This is a genomic window from Pseudoalteromonas rubra, assembly GCF_004212645.1.
GTDB classification, from domain to species: domain Bacteria; phylum Pseudomonadota; class Gammaproteobacteria; order Enterobacterales; family Alteromonadaceae; genus Pseudoalteromonas; species Pseudoalteromonas rubra_G.
The window spans coordinates 34,729-56,245 of record NZ_PPUZ01000034.1 but is presented as its reverse complement, the minus strand read 5'-3'; the positions used below and the strand labels follow the sequence as shown (position 1 = coordinate 56,245).

General features: G+C 51.9%; 6 protein-coding genes. 3 read left to right on the top strand and 3 right to left on the bottom strand.

Features of this window, described 5'->3' with window-relative positions:
• Window positions 1–274 precede the first annotated feature (274 nt).
• Complete coding sequence (gene wrbA, locus C3B51_RS12865; protein ID WP_125784296.1) at window positions 275–871, top strand: NAD(P)H:quinone oxidoreductase; 597 nt, start codon at window positions 275–277, stop codon at window positions 869–871.
• 53 nt (window positions 872–924) lie between these two features.
• On the opposite strand, the gene C3B51_RS12860 is transcribed toward wrbA, so the two are convergent.
• Together C3B51_RS12860 and C3B51_RS12855 are read right to left on the bottom strand one after the other, a co-directional pair.
• Window positions 925–2,922 (bottom strand): hypothetical protein, encoded by a 1,998-nt coding sequence (locus C3B51_RS12860; RefSeq protein WP_130245287.1) that lies wholly within the window; start codon window positions 2,920–2,922, stop codon window positions 925–927.
• 116 nt (window positions 2,923–3,038) lie between these two features.
• Window positions 3,039–7,034, bottom strand: a complete 3,996-nt coding sequence (locus C3B51_RS12855) for a two-component regulator propeller domain-containing protein (protein ID WP_130245286.1) — start codon at window positions 7,032–7,034, stop codon at window positions 3,039–3,041.
• A gap of 225 nt (window positions 7,035–7,259) precedes the next feature.
• On the opposite strand from C3B51_RS12855, the gene C3B51_RS12850 reads away from it, so the two are divergent.
• Window positions 7,260–9,428: a fasciclin domain-containing protein gene (locus tag C3B51_RS12850; protein WP_130245285.1), complete on the top strand. Its 2,169-nt coding sequence runs from the start codon at window positions 7,260–7,262 to the stop codon at window positions 9,426–9,428.
• A 68-nt stretch (window positions 9,429–9,496) separates the two neighbouring features.
• On the opposite strand, the gene adhP is transcribed toward C3B51_RS12850, so the two are convergent.
• The gene (gene adhP / locus C3B51_RS12845; protein WP_130245284.1) at window positions 9,497–10,513 is read right to left on the bottom strand and encodes an alcohol dehydrogenase AdhP; all 1,017 of its coding nucleotides are present in this window, start codon (window positions 10,511–10,513) and stop codon (window positions 9,497–9,499) included.
• Between the two features lie 962 nt (window positions 10,514–11,475).
• Between adhP and C3B51_RS12840 the strand changes: the two genes are divergently transcribed.
• Entirely contained in the window at window positions 11,476–21,516 is a 10,041-nt protein-coding gene (locus C3B51_RS12840; RefSeq protein ID WP_130245283.1) for a non-ribosomal peptide synthetase/type I polyketide synthase, read from the top strand.
• The last annotated feature ends 1 nt before the right edge of the window (window position 21,517 follow it).

The window sequence follows — 21,517 nt, the reverse complement described above, 5'->3', positions numbered from 1 at the left end:
TACTCCTTTGATAAATGAATATGAACCCAAGACAAGCCTAGCCCGTTTCCTGCTGTCTGACGATTACAGCCGATTACGTATGATGTTAACCATTCGCCTGGGTAGAACAATGGTGTCGTTTTTTACGTAATTACGTTCTCAACTAACTATGCAATCATGTCCTCGGTCTACAGGCACGCGTGCCTATACTTAACGAAAGAAGTGATCACAGATGTTTAGCTGGTTAAAACACAAGTTGCTGGGAAATGCCCCGGTAACGTACGGAGAAACAAAGATGACGAAAGTACTGGTTTTATATTATTCAAGCTATGGCCATATCGAAACCATGGCACATGCCGTTGCAGAAGGCGCAGGCTCGGTCGAGGGCGTAGAGGTGACGATTAAACGAGTAGCCGAATTGATGCCCGAAGAGGTGGCTAAAAACGCGGGGGTTAAGTTGGATCAGGCCGCTGAAATTGCAACCCCGGCAGAGCTTGAGAGCTATGATGCCATTATTTTTGGCACCCCTACACGATTTGGTAATATGGCGTCGCAAATGCGCAACTTCTTAGATCAAACTGGTGGTTTGTGGGCGGCGGGCAAGCTGATTGGCAAAGTCGGCAGTGTCTTTACCTCAACGGGCACCGGTGGCGGGAATGAAACCACCATCCAGTCCTTTCATACCACCTTGTTTCATCATGGCATGGTGGTTGTGGGCTTGCCTTATGCCGCCGCTGAGTTAACGGATATTTCAGAAGTCAGGGGGGGCTCGCCACTTGGGGCTGCCTGTATTGCCGGTGCCGATGGCAGTCGTCAGCCATCAGACAAAGAACTCGCGCTGGCTAAGTTCCAGGGTCAGCACGTGGCTGGCATTGCCGCGAAACTCAAATAACGCGCAGACAAAAAAAGCGTGATTGTCCATCACGCTTTTTAAGGGGAGAAACGTTATTGCTTTTTCAGTGTGGCAAGCGAGAAGCCATGGTTTCTGGGGTCGTCGTTGTCATTACTTACCTCGGGCTCTACAAACGTCAGGTTAAGTACTTTCATGCCATCTTCTGTCTGCCTTGTGGGTGTAATTATCACGCCAAAGGCATACTGGTAATCCGTGGCACTACCGCTAATGAGCAACTGTCCCTGGTTGATGCGCCATGACCCTGTGTGCGCTCTGTCATTGAAAGTGACAGTGGCCGTTTTATCTGCATTCAGTGCCAGTGCAATCGGATGCAGTTTATCGCTGCTGTTGTCCATGGTTAATGTGTAATTCCCCGCCATGGTTTGCTCGTCGAATGCCAGGGGCTCAACCAGGTTAAGTACACGTGTCATAACGCCTCCTTCATCACCGTCTTTGTATTGCAAGGTGTTATTTTGAGCCCGAGCAACAAAGTCTGGATCCCGAGCCAGTCCTAGCTGATCCAGATACAATTCCAGGTGCACTTTGTTGGTTTTACTGTCATAGCTGTAGTTGCTGCCGGACACGCCTTTATTTGATGCAATATATTCCAGCTCGAAGGCATAACCATCTTCTTTGAAGACAACAAGGTAAAACTCACCACTCAGGCTCCCTTCGTAATAAGCACCGACGAGTGGATTGTTTATATCTTCGATGCGGGTAAATGAAATCGACTGCTGTTCCTGTTCAAAGGTTAATACCAGTTTGTCATTCACCACTTCGGCCTTGGTGGTGAGGTCTTCATCCCAGCCAAATACACCATTGGTGTCGTCACTCAATGTCACCGTCATCAGCTTACTGGCCGCATCCCAGTTGAAGTCGCCAATTTCGTAGCCGGGTTGGCCATCTTCTTCATCTTCTTTATGCTTAGTTTGAATATGCACCCACTTACCGTCTTTGATAATAATCGCGACATCGGGTTCACCTTCCAGTTGCCAGGCGCCCTGAAGAGGGTGGTCAGGTGTTGGGCGTGTCCCATCACCGTCAGCATCAATAAGGTTCGGGTCGTTTATGATTTCTTCAATGGTCAGCGCTATGATATCCGGGTCTTTTTCTCTCACCTCAGCTTCAAAAGCCTCGGCCTCGGCTTTGTCATTGGCCAGTGTCCGTGTTGAATTGAGACCCGCTGGCAATGAGTACTCATCGTTGTCTGCCACCAGTTTGAGCAAAGCGGCCAATACCAGCTGCTGCGCCGTGTCAACGCCATTTCGGGCACTGAGCAATTCTTCACCGGTGAGTGGACGCAAGTTAGCTTGTCTGATCAGACCATACTCGGCCGTCGTGACATTGGTGATATTTACGCGGAAATTTTCCCGGCTATTCAAAATACTGTCGTCACCCGCAGTGCTGTACAAAGTATTAAGTGTATTAAGTTGGGATACAAACTGAATTGATTCGTTCTGGGGATCTATGGCAACAAGCTGTACCAGTTGATCCTTATTGGCCTCGTCTATCTCCAAAGTAATGCTGTACTCGCCTTTGGCATTTGATGTGGCTATAAAGCCGATATCACCGACTCTGGCTGATACTTTGGGATTGGCGACCGGTTGGTCGGTAACAATACCTGTCAGGGTAACACTGTTTACCTTGCGTTTAATCTTTATCGTTACTTGTTTGCTTGCAGTTTTGCCTTCATCAGTAATGGTGACTTCTAGCGTCCAGTCCGTGTCTTGTTCGACATTGGGGACGGTGACCTCGAGCGCGCCGGTTGAGTGGTTGCTCAGATCCAATGTAGGCCCGGACAACACTTTCCAGCTAAAGGAGGCGTTGTTATTGCCATCATTGAGCACTTGCACAAATAGCTGCAAATTACTCCCGGCCCATACTTCATTAGGGGCCTCGAAAAGTATGTCAGGGCTATAACTGTTCTGATCATCGACTTGCTGTGCCGGGGCGTCTTTGGGATCCCCTGAGCCGCCACAGCTGACGGCACAAGACAAAATAAAAGGGACGGCAATCAGGTGTCTCATGCAGTTCCACTTGCTGAATTTCATGGGTGCTTCCTCATTATTGGTTGTTCCCGATAACCATAATGATTTTTGCAACTGAGGGTGTATCTATGCGCGACTAAGGTGTAGCTGCTAGCGACATTAGCAAATTTTTCAGCTAGTTACACCTTGCTGTTTTGAAAGTCTTTTGGAGAAGATGCGAATTTTTGTTTGAATAAGCGGGAGAAATGGGTGCGTGATGTAAAGCCGGTTTGACTGGCGACCACACTGATCTGGAGGCCGGTTTTGAGTAAAGAGGCGGCTTTTTCTAACCGGTAGTTACGCAGATATTCAAGCGGGCTGCAACCCACCAGAAGCCGGAGTTTGCGCTGCAGCTGGCGCTCGCTTAATGCGACCGCTTTGGCGAGTGACTGTGGGGAAAGGGCGCTGTCTGAGTAATGACTGGCAAGAAAGTCATTCAGCTGGTTCAGTAAACGCACGTCCTGACGCATAAGCTCTGTGGCATTGTTTTCTCGCATAGCTGTCGGGTAGTGCTCCACATACCTTAGGACATTTGCCACTTTCATAAGTAGCTCGTTGCGTGAAAAGGGTTTAGCCAATACATCCAGGCAGTTTTCTGCAAGGGCGTTTAAACGGGTTTGCTCATCCTGCTTAGCCGTCAATAATAAGGTGGGAATGTGGCTGGTCGCAGGGTGGTTTTTAAGCGCGCTCAGCAAACCCAGGCCATCCAGTTTTGGCATCATAACATCAGACAGAATGAGGTCGGGCACGTGAAACTGTGCCAACTCTAATGCAGCTATACCGTTTTCGGCACACAGTATCTGGCCCAGTTGTGCAAGCTCCTGCGCCAGATACGCACGCAGGTCCGCGTTGTCTTCCGCAATTAAAATCAGCCTGTGACGATTTGATGCTAACGCTTCGGGGGTTGCTAAAGGCGGCGCTTGGTCCGTCACGTCATTTGCCACGCTTTGAGCATCGGGTGTTTTGTGTGCCGGTATCTTAAAGACTACCTCAAAGCGGCTGCCCTGACCTAGCGTACTGGCAACGTTAATTTGTCCTTGCAGCTTGTCAACAATCTCCTTAACGATGCTAAGCCCAATACCAAGGCCTGATTGTGTGTGACTTTGTTCGGCGCGGTAAAATAAAGTGAAAATTGCGTCCAGCTCATTCGCGGCAATGCCTTTACCGCTATCCTCAACACACAGAGAAAGTTGAGACTGTTGCCTGGTAAGGCTGAGGCGTACATGCCCTTGGGTAGTATATTTAAAGGCATTACTAAGCAGATTATTCAGTAAGTCTTTGAGCGCATCTGCAGATGCTGTGACATACAGGTTTGGCTCAATGTCATAATAAAACTGGACATTGTGACTTGGCTGAGAGGCATAAACATGACAAAGGTCAACCGCAATCGCTGAGAAATTACTCACCTGGTTGAGGTCTGGATCATGGTCGTATCTGGCCAGTTGCAGCAGCCGGTCAATGAGTGATTTTAGGTGTAGTGTATGGGTTTGGATCAAGGAAAGTTGCTGACGCTTAAAACCATCTTTTTCTTGCGCCAGCAGGGTTTCACTGGGTGCCAGGATCAGCGACAAAGGGGTACGCAGTTCATGGGAAGCCCGGGTGATAAAGCGGCGTTTATCTGCCAGTGTATCTGCCAGCGTTTGCGCTTGAGATTCAATCAGATATTTCTGCTCGGCTATTTGTGCAGTTCTGAGCGCAACCTGTTTTGCCAGCAGATTTTTTTGCTGGCGTAACCGAGCACTCCAGGCAAAAAACAGCAGTAGTATTAAAACACATACCCCAAGGGCCTGAAGCGCATAGCCCCAGATGCTCTGATACCAGGGGGGAGCTATGACGATGGCACGCTGAAAACTCGCAGCAGTGGTTTTGTCATCGCCCGAGACGCTAACCTGCAAAACATAGTTACCCGGAGGCAGGCCTGTGTAATTGACCAGAAGTTTGTTGCCCCGTACACTTTGCCAATGGTTTTCAAAGCCTTTAAGCCGATATTGAAACTGGTGCAAAGCTGGTGCTTTGAAGTGCAGGTAATCAAATTGCAAGGAAAGGCGCAGGGTATCGTGAGACAGTTTAATGGGCAAACTGGCATTGTCGTTAAGTGCTCTGAGCATGTCCAGCTGTTGCGCAGACTGATCTGCTGTTAACCCCGACAGGATCAGGCGCGCAGGAACCGGGGAGGGGACTTCAAACGGCGGGGCGAGCAGCGTAAGCCCCTGGGTGCCGCCAAAAATGAGCCTCCCGTCAGCCATCGAAAGCGCAGCCCCTGCGTTAAACTCATTGCCCTGTAAGCCATTTTTTGCCTGAAAATGTGTGGTGCTGTTAGTTGTTGTGTCCCAGCGCCACAAGCCCTGATTGGTGCTTATCCAGACAGTGCGCTCGATATCTTGTCTGGCTTCGTAAAGGCTTTGTGCGGCAAAGTATTGGACCGCCGGATGAGCGACAAAACGCCGTGTCTGGAGGTCAAACACACTTAGTCCCCGCGCAGTGGTGAGCCATAGGGTCTGTTGATGGGTTTTGGTTATACCTCTGACGGAATTGTGTGCCAGGCTCAATTTGTCGGGGTCATGGAGGTATTGTTTAACCAGTCCGGAGGCTGGGTCAAAGCGGAGCAAACCACCGCCATCACTGGCTATCCAGATCTGTCCCTTTTCACCTGGATAAATCGCGCTGATGCGACCGTGATTCAGTGCAGGATGCTCAGGAAGAGCGCTGAATGCACGTGTGCTGGTATTCAGATACTGCAATCCTGCATCTCGAGTACCAACCCAGAGACCTCCCTGATTGTCCTCAGCTAAAGTGTAAATGCGGTCACTGCGCAGTGGCGAATTGCCGCTGTTATAGTTTATCACAGAGCCGTCAGGCGTAATCATATCAAGCCCGTTTTGCCAGTGTCCAACCCAGGTATTCCCCTGGCTGTCTTGCGCAAGCGCTTTGATTGCGTTGCTACTGAGCCGGGTAGGCTCAGTTTGATCATCGAAATGGGCTACACGGTTCAACAAATTGTCGAAAATATCAATGCCACCGCCCCAGCTGCCATACCAGAGCCGCTGTTGGGGGTCGACCATCAGGGCCCACGCATCCTTATTACTCAGGCCGTTGGCTTGATTGAGCTTAGTGAAGTTTAATGTCGCCGGGTCGAGTTTACTGACGCCATTCGCCGTGCCAAACCAGACAAATCCGGTGTTATCCACCAGCACGGAATATACCCTGTCATGAGCAAGGCTGTAGGAGTCAAACGGGTCATGCTTAAATACTGCCCAGTGTTGCGATTTGGTATCAAATAAGTAGCCGCCGCCACCCCGACTGGCTATCCACAGTCGGCCCTGAGCATCCAGCGTGACGTCCCTAAGTTCGTTGCTCTGCAGTGGTGAATTCAGGGTGCTAAAGTGAGTAAGTGTTTTTTGGGCTGCGTTAACGTGATAAAGCCCGCCACCCAGGCTGGCTATCCAGAGACCGCCCTGCTTATCAGGCTCAAAAGCAAAGAGGCTAGCGTGGATCTGACTGGCAAGTGGTGTGTTGTTTAACATCACGTGAACCGTCTTATGATTATCCAAATCAAAGTGATGCAGGCCCTGACCATGGCTGCCCACCCATAACAGAGAGTTCTGGATGTGGAGTGCATAAACAGGAGCGTTCCCCACGCTAAATAGGCGCTCTATTTGCTGTGTGTTGAACTGATAACGATACACATCGCCTTTAAAAGTGCCGATATAGGCCGCTTTTTCATGGATCAACAAGGCGCTGATCCGTTGCGCCTTAAGCAAGGGAGGTTGAAACGTCAAATCCGACAATAACAAGCGGTTGATACCGCCGTGCTTGGTGCCCAAAAACAGGTGATTGTCTTCGCTCAGAGCGAGCGGGTATATATAGCCATCCGTCATGTCCGTTGCATTGGCTTGGTTGGGCCTGAATACGGTAAATTCTTTGCCGTCATATCTGTTTAAGCCATCCTGAGTGGCTAACCACAGATAGCCCTGATGGTCCTGCACCATATCAAAAATGATATTCTGTGACAGACCCTGCTCGTTATTAAGGTGCACAAATGCACTGGCTAAAACGCCCTGAGAGACAAAAAACGCAACAAGTGCCGCAATGAGGCCGGGCGCTTTTATGAGTTGGCACAATAACTTGTTAAACACAGGTGCAGTCCTTAGCTGTATCTTTTATTCCCTTTGATATCAATAATTATATATGCAAAAAGTTGTTTAATCACGAAATCCACCGTGAGCTTGAGAGTGTGTACTTTAAAAGAGGCGCCGTGTGGCGATGATTTAGCAGATGTTTAAAGTTTTTTAAATTTTCTTGATCTTTGTTTCACAAGGTCGCGTATTGCTCGAATGTTGACCACCTTGATGGAGAAGAACGTGAAAGCACTAATAAAAATAATGTTAGTAAGTACCCTGGCCTTGCTCGCGGCGTGTTCCGACGACGACAACGAGGTCGTCGTGACACCCCCACCTGAAAACTCGGTGTATGATGCAGCCAAAGCGGCTGGCAGTTTCAACACCCTGGTGGCGGCAATCGACGCTGCGGGTCTGACTGCAACGTTAGACAACACCGACAACACCTTTACTGTGTTTGCACCTACTGATGCAGCTTTCGCTGCGCTAGGCGAAGACACCATCAATAGTTTGCTTGCTGACCCTGACACGCTAAGCAAAATCCTGACCTACCATGTGCTTGATTCAAAAGTGGCAGCAGAAGCGGCGCTCAATTTAGCCGGGCAGACCACCACAACGGTAAACGGCGCTAAGCTTGCCTTGTCTTTGTCGGGTGATAACCTGCTGATCAACACCGCAACGGTAACACAGACGGACATCATGACTGACAACGGCATAATCCACGTTATCGACGCCGTTTTAATGCCGCCAAGCACAGCAACGTCGACAGCGAACATCGCTGAGGTTGCAACACAGGCGGGCAACTTCACAACCTTGCTCAAAGCAGTCGAAACCGCTGGTCTCTCCGGTGCACTTACGGGCGGTGATGATTTGACGGTATTCGCCCCCACAGACGCCGCTTTTGCTGCGCTGGGTACAAAAACCATCAACACCTTACTGGCAAATCCCGATGTACTGGGTAGCATCCTCAAGCAACATATTGTTGCAGGCAAAGTTGACTCAGTAACTGCGATGTCGCTTAACGGCAAAACCGCGACAACGCTTGAGCAGAATCAGCAAAGCGTGGCGATTGATGCCGCAACAGACATGCTTAAATTCGCCGGTGTGACGGTAACGCAAACCGATATTCCAGCGTCAAATGGCGTGATCCATGTGCTCGATGCTGTGGTTGTAGGCAACATCAGTGTGCCCGAGTCGCTGGGTCTGATCCCTGAAGTGGCAGCGGGTGCCGGTTCTTTCAATACCTTATTAAACTTGGTCACCGCGACAGGATTGGACGCGACGCTGGGTGACCCGACAACCAAGTTTACGGTGTTTGCACCGACTGATGCCGCGTTTGCAGCATTAGGCCAGGACACGTTAGATGCATTGGCCGCAGACACAGACAAATTAAAAGACATTTTGCTGTATCACGTGGTGGCGGGGCAGAGCGTAATGTCTGACGCCGCAGCCGGTATTGCCGCTTCAGCTGATAACATGGTGGCGATGGCCAACACAGACAAAAGCGCCCTGAGTATTGTAGACAGCATGTTGTTTATCAATGACGCAGTGATCCGCACAGCCAACGTGCAGGCCGACAATGGCGTAATTCACGTTCTCGATAAAGTGATTATGCCGCCGATGGATAAAATGGCGACGGAGAAAACCATTGTGGACGTAGCAATGGAAACCGATGATTTATCAACGCTTGTGACCGCGCTTGGGGCTGCCAATCTGGTCGACACCTTATCCGACACTAGTAAGCAATTTACTGTCTTTGCGCCGACCAATCGCGCATTCCAGAAAATCCCTGCCGACACTCTGAACGCGCTACTGGCCGATCAGGCAGGTTTAACTCAGGTACTTACCCAGCATGTGTTGGGACTGGAAGCGTCTTCTTCTTTGGCGTTCAGCCTGAATGGTAAGCAGGTTGAAACGCTGGCCACTAACATGTTGGACCTGAAAGTGGTGGATTTTGTTGCAACGGCAAATACAGACAACGACATGGTCGCGTATGATGCGACCAATCAAAGACTGGTGTCTGGTAATGGTGCCGCCGTGGCCGGTAAAACGCTGTACGTATTTGATGACGACCTGACGTTTGCTAACAGTCAATGTGTCGATGCCTGTGCGACCAACTGGCCGCCGGTGATAGCCACACAAGAGCAGATTGCCAATATTCCTGGTTTGTCGCTGATAGCAAGACTCGATGGCAGCATGCAGGCCGCTTATCTTGGTCGTCCGCTGTATATGTTTGCACAAGACACTAATCCGGGTGATGCCATGGGTCAGGGTGTTGGCGGAAAATGGTGGCAGGTGAGCTTGCCAACGTCGGGCTTGCAGGTCGAAGGCAGCAACATTACTCAGGTTGATATTTACACCGCCAATGGCGTGGTGCACCTGATTGATACGGTGATCACCACGGTAAATTAATTCCCTTCCTCACTCCTTTCCTATGAGGTTTGGCGCAACTCCCTGGGTTGCGCCTTTTTTATTTGCCACTATTCATCCAGCGTCAGGACGATCCGACCATTGATTTCACTGTTCAGCATTTGCTCAAACACCTCATTGATGGCTTCAAGGGGTTTGGTCTCGATAATGGCTTTGACCTTGCCCTGTGCGGCAAATTGCAGGCACTCGACCAGGTCCTGGCGTGTACCAACGATACTACCAACCACACTGACGCCCTTGAGCACAGTATCAAAGATAGGAATGGGCATTTCCTCTGGAGGCAGGCCAACGAGCACACACACGCCACCGCGTTTAACACTATGAAAAGATGAGGTAAAAGCGGATTTGGATACGGCCGTACAGACTACAGCCTGAACGCCGCCCAGCTCAGTTTGTATGGTTTGGGCCGGGTCTTGCTGAGTATAGTCCACCACCATGTCGGCGCCCAAATCACGTGCCAGTGCAAGCTTTTCTTCTCCACTGTCTACGGCGACCACATTCAGGCCCATGGCTTTGGCATATTGAATGGCCAGGTGGCCCAGACCGCCTGCGCCGACAATAGAGACCCAGTCACCGGGTTTGGCGCCTGATACTTTGAGTGCTTTGTAGGTGGTCACGCCGGCACAAAATAGTGGAGCTGCTTCAACAAAAGGCACATTATCGGGGATTTTAACCACATAATTGGCGTCAGCTTTGGTAAATTGCGCATAACCCCCATCGACCGAGTAACCGCTGTTTTGCTGTTGCGGACAGAGGTTTTCATCGCCTTTCAGGCAGTGCTCACAATGGCCGCAGGCGCTGTGCAACCAGGGCACGCCAACTCGATCGCCAAGTGCCAGATGGGTTACATCCTGTGCTTTGGCGACCACAGTACCCACCCCTTCATGGCCGGGGATCAAGGGCAGCTTAGGTTTTACTGGCCAGTCTCCGTGGCAGGCATGCAAGTCGGTATGACATACCCCACAGGCGGCAATTTCGACCAGCACTGAGCCCGGAGTCAGAGTTGGTTTGTCGACGGTTTGTATTTCTAACGGCTGTTTAAAGGCATGGACGAGCGCGGCTTTCATATGATTCTCTCCTGGAAGATGTTAGCCACGAGTATAGTGATTTAATACTGACATAATTTGATCCGGCGCAAACTCGTTAGCGACTATGTATTCAATATAGGTATGGCGCTAACCGTAAGCGTTAGCTGGCAATGTAACGATTGTCATACAGCTGGCTCAAGATACCCGTGCGTTTTTAAAATGAGCGACTAAACTTCATGCAAAATAGCAGCTTGTATCAATCTTTGTTTGAATGGCTCAGACCGAAAGCGTCAGCGCAAGTACCTTTATTGGTACGTAAGGGGCTGTAATTTACCAAGGCAACTTACTGAGCTACATTTTGCCTTCAGTCAGACCTGCGATTTGTCGCTAATTACTGCCTGTTTATCGCAGTCAGTATGCGGGGTTCATGGCCAGATCCGCCGAGCAATTTAGGCTTGAGTGGTTGCATATTTGTTAAATTTGTATTTTGTTTTGCTTTATTTTTTAGTGCTTTGTGATAGCATCAATATGAAAATCATCGAACAGGAAACGTTTTAGCTGTTTGCAAAGCAGCGAAAAGAAGAAAATAACAACGTTAGGGAATGGTATTTTTAGTTCAGTTGTCGTCCCGCCAGATTAACACTATCAGAGAATTTAAGCCTGGTTGAAACATCAGCGTTTTGATTATTTATATTTTTAATCAAAAGCTTGTGGAGCCGGGTGTTAAAGGTGTAGTTGATTAGCATCGCTTGCGGTTTTAAGCGGTTAGTTAACCTTTAAAACCACAATGACAGTGTGATGCGACTTTGCGGTTATCCGCAGTCCAAAACCTCGCACTTTATCATTGTGTTTATGTAATTAATTGGTTTTTTCCAATTTTACGGTTCGAGCAGCTGTGCTTAGTACCTGAGGTGATGCCACTTTAACTGCTTACCTTTGGGTTATTGAGTCAGATGTTCTGAGCAAAGGAACTTACTCAATAAACCTTGTATGGGTATGGCATGAATAACGACTTAGTGGCTACATTAGTGACATTGGCCCGGACACGTGGCGATGACATTGCATATCAGTATTTCTTCGAAGACAACCAACCGGCAGTTTCCCTGAGCTACGCAGAGCTCGACTTAAAATCCAGAAAAATAGCGGCCCGTTTGCTGACTTACTTCGACAGAGGCGACAGAGCCTTACTCTTGTACAACTCTGGGTTTGAATTTGTTGAAGCTTTTTTTGCCTGTTTGTACGCTGGCATTGTCGCCGTACCTGTTTATCCGCCGAAAAAGAATCAAAATACCGACAGGCTGAGAAGTATTATTGAAGATGCCGGGGCAACCGGTGCGCTGACCAGCAATAAAATTTACGAGATTGCCCAGCCGTTATTTGAAGCCGAAGCCAGCCTTAGCAATGTGTCTATCATTGCCACCGACAGCGAGGGGGTAGAGCAGGTTGAGCCTATGCCCTGGCAGGATATTCGCATTGCCCCTCAAGACCTGGCGTTTTTGCAGTATACCTCGGGCTCAACGGGCAGCCCCAAAGGGGTCATGGTAAGCCATGCCAACATCATGGATAACGAAGAAATGATGAAGCTTGCCTTTGGCCACAGCAGCGACACACCCATTGTGAGTTGGCTGCCTCATTTCCATGATATGGGGCTGATCTTCGGTATTTTGCACCCTATCTATATTGGTGCACCTGCCGCGCTGATGAATCCCACCTCGTTTTTGCAAAAACCTCTGCGCTGGCTGAAGTTGCTGAGCGAGACCAAAGCCGTTACTTCTAGTGCCCCCAACTTTGCCTACGACCTGTGTGTTGACACCATCAAAGAAGCGGAGCTTGCGAACCTGGATCTATCACACTGGCAAAGTGCGCTTAATGGCGCCGAGCCGGTGCGGGCCAGCACGCTTGAGCGTTTCTATCAGAAATTTAAACGCTGTGGGTTTCGCCGGGAGGCCACCGCTCCCTGTTATGGCATGGCAGAAACCACCTTGTTTGCCACAGGCGGGCGCTTGCTGAAAACTCCGTCAGTATTGCAGCTCGACAGCAAGGACATGCATCAGGGCAAGGCCTCATTATTAACGCCAGCCTCGACCAGCACAGAGTCCTTTTATGATCAAAACGCCACGGATAACAATCCGGCAGATAATCAGCCTTATTATGCGGTGTCGTGTGGCAGCACCTGGCATGGCCATACGCTGGCGATTGTAAACCCGGGCACCAGGCAGCGCTGCGCTGAGGGGCATACCGGAGAGATCTGGGTAAAAGGCGCCAGTGTTGCCCTGGGCTACTGGCGCAAGGCCAAACAAACCGAAGAGATTTTTCAGGCCCGCATTGCCGATGACAATGATGGTCCTTATCTGCGTACCGGCGATTTGGGTTTTGTTTATCAGGACGAACTGTATGTAACCGGGCGTGCCAAAGATGTGATGATCTTCCGTGGTAAAAACTATTACCCGCAGGATATTGAACTGACCGTGGTTGAAGCGCATGCTGCTATGGACAACAACGGTGGCGCGGCGTTTTCTTATTTGTCTGAGCAAGGTGAAGAGCGTCTGGTTATCGTACAGCAGGTAAAACGCACCGCCGTACGCAAGCTCAATGAGCAAGAAATTTTTGCGGCGATCACCTCAGCAATTACCGAGCAGCATGGCATCACGCCGTATGAGGTGGTGTTGATCAAACCCGGCAGGATCCTCAAAACCTCCAGCGGTAAAATTCAGCGACAGGAAAATAAGCGTCATTATCTAGCCGATACCTTTGACGTGCTTGCTCGCTCTCGTGCACCAGAAGCTGCGAGTGAACAACCGTCGCGTAACGCAAACACACTTGATCACTCAGAGCTTGAAGAAACGCTGCGCAAGGTGTTACAGCAAGTAGTGGGCGATGAGGTTGACCGTCAGCCAAATAGCCTGGATGTTGATGCCACCTTTTTATCTTTAGGGGTGGATTCAATGAAGGCCGTGCGGATCTCCGGTGAGTTGATGGAGTTGCATGATATTGAGCTTGAAGCCACGGTGCTTTACGAGCACCCGTCGATTGCCCAGCTTGCCCATTATTTGTGTCAGTTTGAGTCGGTGCGCGAATGCCTTGAAGTAAAGGGGCAATCTTATGTTGAGCACACAAAAGTGCAATCTGAAGCGACGGAGGTTGAGCGAAGCGAGCCCGACACACAAGCGTTGCCAGATACTATGGATGTGGCCGTCATCGGTATGGCCTGTCGTTACCCACAGGCCTCTGATGTCGATGGATACTGGCAGTTATTGGCGGAAAAACGCGATGCCATCAGCGTGCCAGACGCAGTTAGACAGGCACTGTGCCCTGAGCTGGGCCAGGCTCGACTGGGTGGATATCTGGACAACATAGAACAGTTTGATGCCGGGCTGTTTGGGATATCACCGGCAGAGGCCAGATACATAGACCCCCAACATCGCTTGCTGCTTGAAACCAGCTTCCATGCCATTCAGTCGGCCGGGATGATGCCAGCCGAATTGGCCGGTCAGCCCGTTGGCGTATATGTGGGGATTTCTCAGAATGACTACTTTAATATGTCGAATAAGGCGCAACAGGGCAATGCTTATCTCGGCACCGGCACGGCGCTGAGTATTGCGGCAAACCGCTTGTCTTATACCTATAACTTCACCGGCCCGAGCCTCTCTGTCGATACCGCTTGTTCTTCTTCTTTGGTGGCTTTACATCATGCCCTGAGCGGGATCCGCGCAGGCGATATGCCCATGGCACTGGTGAGCGGGGTGAACCTGATCCTCAGCAATGAGGTTACGGACGCCTGCGAAAATGCCCAAATGCTGGCCGAGGATGGTCGTTGCAAAACCTTCTCGCGTGCTGCCGATGGCTATGTGCGCAGCGAAGGTGTTGGCTGTGTGTTACTCAAACCGCTGGCACAGGCGATGGCCGACAGGGACCCAATTTATGGGGTACTGAAGGGCAGCGCGGTTAATCAGGACGGCCGCAGTAATGGCATTACCGCTCCCAACGGCGCTTCACAGCAAAGGGTGATCAGAGCGGCATTACACAGTGCGGCAGTGGCGCCGGCGGATGTGCAGTATATCGAAACCCATGGCACCGGCACTGAGCTGGGCGACCCCATTGAAGTATCGGCACTGGCCAAAGTATATGGTGAAGGGCGTGCGCCCAATCAGCCCTTGCTGTTGGGGTCGGCAAAAGCCAATATTGGCCATCTTGAGTCTGGTGCAGGTCTTGCCGGGCTGATTAAAACATTATTGTGCCTGAATAAAGGCCAGGTGCCGGCCCAGCTGCATACCGCGCAGCTAAATGCCCATATTCCATGGCAAAAGTTGCCGGTACGGGTTGCAACGCAAGCCCAGGGCTGGCCTGAGCAGGGGGATAATCCCAGGCTGGCGGCGGTCAGCTCGTTCGGTTTTGGCGGCACCAATGCTCATGTGATCTGTGCCCAGGCACCTGCTTACCCTGATCAGAATAGCAAAACCTTGTCGGTAAACTCGGGGTATGTGCTGCCATTGTCGGCAAAATCCACCAAATCACTGGCAGCGCTTGCCAGCCGTTATGCCAATGCGCTGAGCATAGCAACGCCATCAAGGTTTGATGCTCTTGTTAGTCAGACCGCGTGTATGCCCCATTACAAAGAAGCGCGTCACGCTTTTGTTGGCGAAACCCGCGAGGCGCTGGTTGCCGCGCTGAATGACTCCACTCAGCTTGCTCACTGTGTAAATGAGCCGCAAGCACCTGCGCATGAACTGGTGTTTTTGTTTACCGGGCAGGGCGCGCAATATCCGGATATGGGCAAAGCCTTGTACGATACCCAAGATGTGTTTCGCGATGCCATTGATGAGTGCGACCAGTTGTTGGGCGATACGCTGGGACCCAGGCTGCTTGAGGTTTTATACAGCGACCCGGACGAGCAATATCTGGCGCAAACTCAGTGGACCCAGGTGTGTTTGTTTGCCATTGAATACGCACAGGCGCAGTTATGGCTTAGCCGTGGCCTGAAACCAGATTATCTGGTAAGTCATAGCGTCGGGGAATATGCCGCAGCCTGTATTGCGGGCGTGTTTTCGCTCGCCGATGCAATCAAGCTGATTAGCGAGCGTGGCCGGCTGATGAATGCACTGGCGGACAATGGCCGCATGGTGACGGCGCGTTGCGACCGCGCGCAGGCCGATGCACTGGTGGCTGACATAAGCGAGCAGGTTTCGGTGTCGGCTTATCATGGCGAGTCGGGCGTGGTATTTTCTGGTCACAACAGCGCCATGGATAAGTTGTGCACGGCGCTGGATAGCGCCAATGTACGCCACAAAGCCATTAACACAGCGCGGGCATTTCATTCACCGCTGATGCAGCCCATGCTCAGTGAATTCGCCAAAGTGGCCGCACAAATCACTTATGCCCAGCCAACAATCCCTTATATTTCGTCTGTGACCGGTCAGCAAGAGGCGCTGCGGGTGTGCGACCCAAGCTACTGGGTTGAACAGATCTGCGCACCGGTGCAGTTTGAAACCTGCATGGCACAACTGGCTCAGTTAGATGCCTATTGTGCCCTTGAACTGGGCCCCAAGCCGGTCTTGTGCGGCTTGTTGCAGGAAAACCGCCCGGCGGAACAGTGCGAGTTTTTGCATGTATTGCACGCCAAAGGGGCAGATCTGCCGCGTTTATTGTCAGCGCAGGGACGCTTGTTTGAACTCGGATTGGCGCTGGACCTGGCGCAGAGCCCGGCAAGTGAGTGCCAGCCCAAAGTACCTTTGCCTTTATACCCGTTTGATCACAGCCCTTACTGGATAGCGGATATACCCGCCGAGTTAGGCGCACAGCAGAGTGCGCAAACTAATACCGAGCAGGTGGCTGGCTCTCGCGAAGAAGCGATCCGCGCTTTTGTACTCAATACCTTATCGCGTTTGTTATCTATGCCAGTCGCTGATATTCAGACCCATGTACCGCTGCTGGAAATGGGTGTTGACTCGCTGATGATCATGAATGCCGTGCGCACCTATGAGCGAGAGTTTGGGCTTGAATTCAGTGTCCGTCAGTTTTATGAAACGCTCAGTACGGTTGACTTGCTGGTGGCCTATATCATCGAACACAGTGACTATCAGGTTACACCCGCACAGGTTACACCCGCACAGGTTACACCCGCACAGGTTACACCCGCACAGGTTACACCCGCACAGGTTACACCGAGCAGCGCAAATAACAGTGAACAAGTACGCGTAGCACCAGTTGAAGCACTGTCAGTTAACGCGCCCACTGAGCTGGTTGCCACGATTTGTCGTGAGCAATTACAGGCCGCTGCGATGGTGACCAACAGCAATGCTGCGCACAGTGTTGAAGCCGTCGCTGCCCGCCAATTGGCCATGTTACAGGGCCGAAATGGCGAACAGCAAACTTCCGCTGCAGCACTGGCATCAACGCCCGCGCCACAAGTGGTAACCACAAAGGCAACGCCAACGTTGCAGACATCAACGCAAAGCGACGCTACCCGAGTATTGCCCGGATTTGGCAACAAGCAGATAACCACGGCTGCCAGCAGCCAGTCCGTGCAACGTCATTTGGCATCGCTCACAGAGCGCTACTGTGCAAAAACGCCACTGTCAAAAGCCATGGTGTCTGAGCACCGGCCGCATCTGGCGGATTGTCGCGCGTCGGCCGGGTTCCGTCTGTCCAGCAAAGAGCTGCTTTATCCGGTATTTGGTAAACGCTGCGAAGGCAGCCGGATCTGGGATATTGACGGTAATGAATATATTGATATCACCATGGACTTTGGCGTCAATTTGTTTGGCCACAAGCCGGCGTTTGTCACTGAGGCGCTGGAGCAACAGATTGAAGACGGTCTGCAACTGGGGCTGGCAAGTCCGCAGGCCTGTGAAGTGGCCGCGCTTATCAGCGAGCTGACCGCCCTGGAGCGCGTGACCTTTTGTAACTCGGGCACTGAGGCTGTGATGACCGCTGTGCGGCTGGCGCGCAATAAAACCCGTCGCAACAAAATTGTGCAGTTCGAGGGCGCTTATCATGGCCATTATGACGGCACGCTGGCGCAAAACGCACCGGGTGGTGACGTGGTTGAAGCTATGTGTGGCGGCGTCAGAGCCGGTGCCATCAGCGACAACTTGGTGCTTGAATACGGCGCAGACTCTGCACTGCAGCGCATCAGAGCGCAGGGCAACGAGATTGCTGCGGTTCTGGTTGAGCCGGTGCAAAGCCGTCATCCATCGCATCAGCCATGGGCATTTTTGCAGGCGCTGAGAGCACTCACGGCTGAGCTGGGTATTGCGCTTATCTTTGATGAAATGATCACTGGATTCAGAGCCCATCCGGGCGGCGTGCAGGCCATGCTGGGGATCCAGGCGGATATGGCAACCTATGGCAAGATTGTCGGTGGCGGCCTGCCAGTAGGCGTGGTTGCGGGCAGCCATGAATTTATGGATGGCATAGATGGCGGCACTTGGCAGTATGGCGATGCGTCTTATCCGCAGGCCGACACGACCTTTTTTGCCGGGACTTTCTGTAAGCATCCGCTGGTTATGGCCAGTGCCAAAGCGGTGCTGAGTGAAATTAAAAAACAAGGCCCGCAGCTGCAAGAGTCGGTCAGTGACAAAACCCAGTATCTGGCGCACACGCTCAATGCATTTTTTGCAAAGCAGAGCATTCCCATGCAAATAGAGCATTTTGCTTCTTTATTCCGGTTTCGTTTTAGCCAGAATCTGGATGTGTTTTTCTATGAAATGCTCAATCGCGGCGTGTTTATCTGGGAAGGGCGTAATTGTTTCCTTTCGGCGGCGCACACCGAGGCCGACGTCAATAGCATAATTCAGACCGTTAAAGACAGTGTGCTGGCATTAAAAGCCGCCGGTTATTTTGGCGAGCCAGATCCGGCTGATGCGCAACCCGAGCAGTTCCCGTTAACGGGGGCGCAGCAGCAACTACTGGCGCTGGCGCTTAAATCTGAGTACGGTGCAAAAGCGTATCACTTGCAAGCTGTGCTGCGTTTGAGCGGAGATCTGGACAAAGCTCGCCTGGCTGAGGCCATCGCGCAGCTGGGCACGGAATATCCCTTGCTGTGTTATTCGGTCGACCCGCTCACTTTGTCTCATGTCAAGCTGGCACAACCGGTTTTAACTCAGCACATCGACAGCGCCACCCTGACTGAGTTGCGTTATCGCCCCTTTGAGTTTGGCGCGCAGCCTTTGTGCCGGTTCGATTTGCTGCAAACTGGTGCGCAAGAACATGTGCTCAGCATTAGTGCACACCATGTGCTTTACGACGGGCTCAGCCTGCAACAGCTGATGCACCGCATTGCCAGTAACTACAGCAGCGCAAACAGTCAGGTAACTCCGCCGCCTGTGGTGCACTTTAGCGCCTATGTTGAAGGTATAGAGCGCTATCTGGAAAGCGCTGATTATGCGCAGGATAAAGCCTACTGGCTGGACCAACTTGCACCTTGCGAAGCGCTGGCGTTACCCACACGTTTTGGCGCTGACAGTCAGGAAAGTTTTTTGGTTGAAAAGCGGGTGTTCAAACTCGATGCGATGTCTGAAATCAAAGCGCTGAGCCAGTCTCAGGGTTGTGGCCAGTTTGCAGCCTTGCTGGCCGTGTACGCCTTGTGGCTACATAAGTTGACGGGCCAAACGCACATTGCCGTAGGTATCCCAGTGTCTGATCGCGGCTTGCTCAGTGATGGCTACAACTCGGACGACCTGGACCTACATTTACCGGGTTACTGCACCAATATTTTGCCTGTGGTGGTGGAGTTCAGTGACTCAGTAACAGTGGGCGAGTTGGTTAAGCAGGTACAGTCCAGCCTGCTTGAAGCCTTCGAGCATCAGCACTTGCCCTACAGTGAATTAACCCATGAGCCGGTGTGTTTGCCACAGACCTTGTTTAACCTGGATAAAGTGCAGCAGCTGCCAGAGTTTTCCGGGCTGAGCGTATCGACCTGTACTACAGATACCCGCTTTGGCCAGTACCCGTTAAGTTGCAACTTATTATGTGTTGATGGCCAGTGGAAGCTGGAGCTGGAATACCTGAGCGCGCGCTACGACAGCGATATGATGGATAATTACGCCCAAGCGCTCATCGCCCTGTTTGCCAAGGTGAAGGGCGCTCAGGCGTGTGCGGATGTAAGCCTGCTCGGCGAGGCTGCGCGGGCACAACTGCTGGGGCAGGCTTTGCAAAGCCCAGCACAACCTCTGCTGCTCGATGCACTGGATGAGCAAGTGAAGCATAGCGCGCAGCGCAGCGCACTGATTTGCTCAGAGCAGTCACTGACTTATGAGCAGCTACAGGCACGTGCCAATCAGCTGGCAAATTACCTGACTGCCCGGGGCGTTGGTCGCGATGCGCTGGTGGCCATTGCACTGCCACGGCGCACGGAACTATTAGTGGCCTTACTGGCGGTACTAAAAACCGGGGCTGCCTTTTTGCCACTGGACTTGAGCTTTCCGCAGGCTCGTTTGCAGGACATGCTGAGCGACAGCAAAGCGGCGTTTTTACTCTGTGATGCGCTGAGTGAGGCGGCAGTGGCCATTGCTAATACCCGACTTGATATTATCGACCTGGACGCCCGTCAAACAGAGATTGCCCGCAGCCCGAATACCTTCGATGCTCAGCCAATCGCGCCGCAGCAACCTGCCTATGTGATTTATACCTCCGGCTCTACCGGTAAGCCCAAAGGCGTTGAAATAAGCCACGGCGCACTGGCAAATCTGTTACATACCATTGCCAAAGAGCCAGGACTTAATCAGTCCGACTGTCTGCTCAGTGTGACCACCATTGCCTTTGATATCGCCCTGTTAGAGTTGTTCGGCCCGCTGACTGTCGGTGCCACGGTATTGCTGGCCAGCGAACAGGCTTGCAGCGACCCGAATGAACTGGTTGCGCTGATAGACCAGCATCCGGTGACTGTGATGCAGGCTACCCCGACTTTGTGGCAGCTCTTGTTGGCGGCAAAACCGGACTGCGTGGCCGGACTCACAATCTGGAGTGGTGGCGAGCCGTTAACCCCGGTCCTTGCGACGCAATTGCTCAGCCATGCAAAAGCGCTGTGGAATATGTACGGACCAACCGAAACCACCATCTGGTCTGCCACAGCGCAGATCTTTGATCCCGATGACATCACTATCGGCAAGCCGGTGGCCAACACGCGCCTGGTGGTACTGAACGAACATGCCAAAGCAGGTGCCGCAGTGCAGCCTGTGGGCGTATGGGGCGAGTTGTGGATCGGCGGGGCTGGTCTGGCTGAGGGATATCTGGCGCGACCTGCACTGACGAAAGAGCGTTTTGTCACTTATCAACTGGAGGGCGGTGGCAGCGAGCGGCTGTATCGCACCGGCGACCGGGCCCGGCGGTTAGCCGATGGCCGGTTTGAGCTGGATGGCCGACTTGATCATCAGGTTAAGCTGCATGGTCATCGAATTGAATTAGGTGAAATAGAAGCGCAGTTACGCAAGGTGCTGGGAGAGGTGGATGTAAGGGTTTTTGTCAAAAACACGGCGCAAGGCCAGTCGGCACTGTGTGCCTACGCCATTGAACAGGACCAGTTGGCACAGCGCTGGACGATTAGTGCCCTGCGCAGTGCGCTGGCAAATCAACTACCGACTTATATGCTGCCCGAGTACCTGTGCTGGCTAACGCAGTGGCCAACCACGGCCAATGGCAAGCTGGACCGCAACGCCCTGATGGTGCCGAGCGCCAATCAGAGCACGCAAACCGAGCTATGTGCGCCGCAAAGTGCAACACAAGAAAAGATCCTGGCCTGTTATTGTGAGCTTTTGAACACTGAACAGCTGGGCACTCGCCACAATTTTTTTGAGAGCGGCGGTAATTCGGTGCTGGCCATGCAGCTGGTGTCGCGGTTAAACCAGCACTTTGCCATCAGCGCCACGGTTGGTGACATCTTTGATAACCCCAGCACAGTGCAACTGGCGGTGCGGGTGGAAGAGCTTATCAGTGCGGGCCCGGCGGACCTGCACAATGGCGTTGAGCGCCTGAGTAACATTGTCAGTGGTCGCGATATCAGTGTGGCATTGGATGATCAATCCATGACGGAGATGGACTTGTAAG

Coding starts and splice junctions, on each gene's coding strand:
- C3B51_RS12860 (WP_130245287.1), bottom strand. CDS start 2,922: ATGAAATTCAGCAAGTGGAACTGCATGAGACACCTGATTGCCGTCCCT.
- adhP (WP_130245284.1), bottom strand. CDS start 10,513: ATGAAAGCCGCGCTCGTCCATGCCTTTAAACAGCCGTTAGAAATACAA.
- wrbA (WP_125784296.1), top strand. CDS start 275: ATGACGAAAGTACTGGTTTTATATTATTCAAGCTATGGCCATATCGAA.
- C3B51_RS12840 (WP_130245283.1), top strand. CDS start 11,476: ATGAATAACGACTTAGTGGCTACATTAGTGACATTGGCCCGGACACGT.